Source organism: Clostridium putrefaciens (assembly GCF_900461105.1).
Taxonomy (GTDB): Bacteria; Bacillota; Clostridia; order Clostridiales; family Clostridiaceae; genus Clostridium_L; species Clostridium_L putrefaciens.
This window is the reverse complement of sequence record NZ_UFWZ01000004.1, coordinates 1-4,120: the sequence shown is the minus strand read 5'-3', so window position 1 is coordinate 4,120 and position 4,120 is coordinate 1. Positions and strand designations below refer to the sequence as shown.

Below are 4,120 nucleotides of genomic sequence, written 5' to 3'. Positions count from 1 at the left end.
AAATCTTCTGCTTCAAAATTAATTTTTTTTCCTTCTTCATTTAGAGCGCTTACCTTTATACGCTTTGGTCTTTCAACGTCACCTTGCTCCTCTGGCAAACTTAAGCAACCCTCTGTATCTACATATAATCCTTCTTTTGAAATTATTTCAGGATTGATTAATGCTATAGGACCGTCTCCAATATCCACTACTACAACTCTTTTTAATATCCCAACCTGTGGAGCCGCAAGACCTACACCATCTTCATAATACATAGTTTGAAACATGTCTTAATTAAAACCTTTATTCTATCGTTAACCACCTCTACAGGTTTGCTTTTTTTTCTTAGGATTGGATCTTTATAAGTTCTAATATTCTTAATGCCATAAAAAATTCTTCCTTTCTATATTAAAATAATAATCTAAATTATATTATATTAGACTACTAGGGTTAATATCAATACTTAATCTTATATCTTTATAATAACTTTTAGTACTGACATATAAAAAGTCTTTTATTTCCTTTGCTAATTGGTCATTTATTTCACCTTTTATTATTATTTGCCATCTATATAATTCTTTAATCTTGCTTATCATACAAGGACAAGGTCCTAGTATTACTATTTTATCATTATATTGTAGCTTATTCTTTAAATTAATGCTAATATCTTGTATACATTTATTAATAATTCTTCATTTTTAGAGCTCATATTTATAAGCAAGATTTCTGAAAAAGGTGGGTAATTCATACTCTTTCTAATAGATAACTCTTCTTTATAAAAACTACTATAATTATATTCCTTTGCAGCTTTTATACTATAACTATCAGGTATGTAGGTTTGAACTACTACATCCCCTATGGTTTTACCTCTTCCAGCTCTACCAGAAACTTGTGTTATAAGTTGAAATGTTCTTTCAGATGCCCTATAATCAGGTAAATTTAAGGATAGATCTGCTGCCAAAACACCTACAAGAGAAACATTTGGAAAATCTAATCCTTTAGCAACCATTTGAGTACCAATTAAAATATCTGCTTCACCCTTTTTAAAGGAGTTATATATCTTCTCATACGAATCCTTCCTTCTTGTGGTATCTAAATCCATCCGTAAAATCTTAGCATCTTTAAAGTATTTTTTCACTTCTGTTTCTACTTTTTCAGTACCTACACCAAAATACTTTACATATTTGCTATTACAAACAGGGCAAATGTTGGTAGCCCTAGATCTTTTTCCACAATAATGACAGGATAAATAGTTGCCTGAAAAATGGTAAGTCATTGATATATCACATTTATCACATTTGAATACGTATCCGCATTTTCTGCAAGATACAAAAGTAGAGAACCCTCTTCTATTTAAAAACAAAATTATTTGTTCTTTTTTTTCTAAGGCATCTTTCATTTTACTATATAATAAACTACTAAAAATAGATCTGTTATCATTTTCCAGTTCTTCTCTCATGTCAATAACTTGTATTACTGGCATAAATGCATCATCTATTCTCTTTTCCATATTTAGTAATTCTATTTCTCTAGTTTCAGCTTTGTAATAGGATTCTATACTTGGTGTTGCAGTTCCTAAAATTACCCTACACCCTTCTAGTTTACTCCTATATTTAGCAATTTCTCTAGCATCATATTTAGGGTTACTATCAGACTTATAACTAGCCTCATGCTCTTCATCAATTATTATAATACCTAAATCCTTAAAAGGCAAAAATACAGCAGATCTTGCTCCTACAGCTAATTTAGCTTTTCCTTCTTTAACTCTAAACCATTCATCAAATCTTTCTCCATCAGAAAGTTTACTATGAAATACAGCAACATCTTTACCAAATCTTCCTTTAAATCTTTCTATCATCTGTGGAGTTAGTGCAATTTCCGGTACCAAGACTATGGAAGACTTACCTTCTCTTATGCAATCTTCTACCAAGTTCATATACACTTCAGTCTTACCACTTCCAGTTACCCCATGAATAAGAAATATCTTTTTATCTGAATTTAAAATTTTATCAATAACATATCTTTGTTCTGCATTAGGTGTCCTTTTTTCATATAATGTTCAGATTCCTAAACAATACCTTTGTATTGTTAGGATTTGAAATTATTGAAAAAAGGACACCTAATGCAGAACAAAGATATGTTATTGATAAAATTTTAAATTCAGATAAAAAGATATTTCTTATTCATGGGGTAACTGGAAGTGGTAAGACTGAAGTGTATATGAACTTGGTAGAAGATTGCATAAGAGAAGGTAAGTCTTCCATAGTCTTGGTACCGGAAATTGGCACTAACTCCACAGATGATAGAAAGATTTAAAGGAAGATTTGGTAAAGATGTTGCTGTATTTCATAGTAAACTTTCTGATGGAGAAAGATTTGATGAATGGTTTAGAGTTAAAGAAGGAAAAGCTAAATTAGCTGTAGGAGCAAGATCTGCTGTATTTTTGCCTTTTAAGGATTTAGGTATTATAATAATTGATGAAGAGCATGAGGCTAGTTATAAGTCTGATAGTAACCCTAAATATGATGCTAGAGAAATTGCTAAATATAGGAGTAAACTAGAAGGGTGTAGGGTAATTTTAGGAACTGCAACACCAAGTATAGAATCCTATTACAAAGCTGAAACTAGAGAAATAGAATTACTAAATATGGAAAGAGAATAGATGATGCATTTATGCCAGTAATACAAGTTATTGACATGAGAGAAGAACTGGAAAATGATAACAGATCTATTTTTAGTAGTTTATTATATAGTAAAATGAAAGATGCCTTAGAAAAAAAAGAACAAATAATTTTGTTTTTAAATAGAAGAGGGTTCTCTACTTTTGTATCTTGCAGAAAATGCGGATACGTATTCAAATGTGATAAATGTGATATATCAATGACTTACCATTTTTCAGGCAACTATTTATCCTGTCATTATTGTGGAAAAAGATCTAGGGCTACCAACATTTGCCCTGTTTGTAATAGCAAATATGTAAAGTATTTTGGTGTAGGTACTGAAAAAGTAGAAACAGAAGTGAAAAAATACTTTAAAGATGCTAAGATTTTACGGATGGATTTAGATACCACAAGAAGGAAGGATTCGTATGAGAAGATATATAACTCCTTTAAAAAGGGTGAAGCAGATATTTTAATTGGTACTCAAATGGTTGCTAAAGGATTAGATTTTCCAAATGTTTCTCTTGTAGGTGTTTTGGCAGCAGATCTATCCTTAAATTTACCTGATTATAGGGCATCTGAAAGAACATTTCAACTTATAACACAAGTTTCTGGTAGAGCTGGAAGAGGTAAAACCATAGGGGATGTAGTAGTTCAAACCTACATACCTGATAGTTATAGTATAAAAGCTGCAAAGGAATATAATTATAGTAGTTTTTATAAAGAAGAGTTATCTATTAGAAAGAGTATGAATTACCCACCTTTTTCAGAAATCTTGCTTATAAATATGAGCTCTAAAAATGAAGAATTATTAATAAATGTATACAAGATATTAGCATTAATTTAAAGAATAAGCTACAATATAATGATAAAATAGTAATACTAGGACCTTGTCCTTGTATGATAAGCAAGATTAAAGAATTATATAGATGGCAAATAATAATAAAAGGTGAAATAAATGACCAATTAGCAAAGGAAATAAAAGACTTTTTATATGTCAGTACTAAAAGTTATTATAAAGATATAAGATTAAGTATTGATATTAACCCTAGTAGTCTAATATAATATAATTTAGATTATTATTTTAATATAGAAAGGAAGAATTTTTATGGCATTAAGAAATATTAGAACTTATAAAGATCCAATCCTAAGAAAAAAAAGCAAACCTGTAGAGGTGGTTAACGATAGAATAAAGGTTTTAATTAAAGACATGTTTCAAACTATGTATTATGAAGATGGTGTAGGTCTTGCGGCTCCACAGGTTGGGATATTAAAAAGAGTTGTAGTAGTGGATATTGGAGACGGTCCTATAGCATTAATCAATCCTGAAATAATTTCAAAAGAAGGATTATATGTAGATACAGAGGGTTGCTTAAGTTTGCCAGAGGAGCAAGGTGACGTTGAAAGACCAAAGCGTATAAAGGTAAGCGCTCTAAATGAAGAAGGAAAAAAAATTAATTTTGAAGCAGAAGATTTATTTG

Annotated in this window: 1 protein-coding gene and 3 pseudogenes; 2 read left to right on the top strand and 2 right to left on the bottom strand. The window is 30.1% G+C overall.

Translation table 11 applies throughout. The annotated features are described in order from the left end of the window. A pseudogene (def, locus tag DY168_RS14480) lies at positions 1–361 on the bottom strand (peptide deformylase); the annotation flags it as partial. Between the two features lie 49 nt (positions 362–410). Next, a pseudogene (gene priA / locus DY168_RS14475) lies at positions 411–2,032 on the bottom strand (primosomal protein N'); the annotation flags it as partial. A gap of 53 nt (positions 2,033–2,085) precedes the next feature. Here priA (DY168_RS14475) and priA (DY168_RS14470) point away from each other — a divergent pair. Beyond that, positions 2,086–3,704, top strand: a pseudogene (gene priA / locus DY168_RS14470) (primosomal protein N'); the annotation flags it as partial. Positions 3,705–3,747: 43 nt separating this feature from the next. Further along, positions 3,748–4,120 (top strand): peptide deformylase (def, locus tag DY168_RS14465; RefSeq protein ID WP_115642524.1); only part of this gene is annotated, 373 nt, incomplete at its 3' end.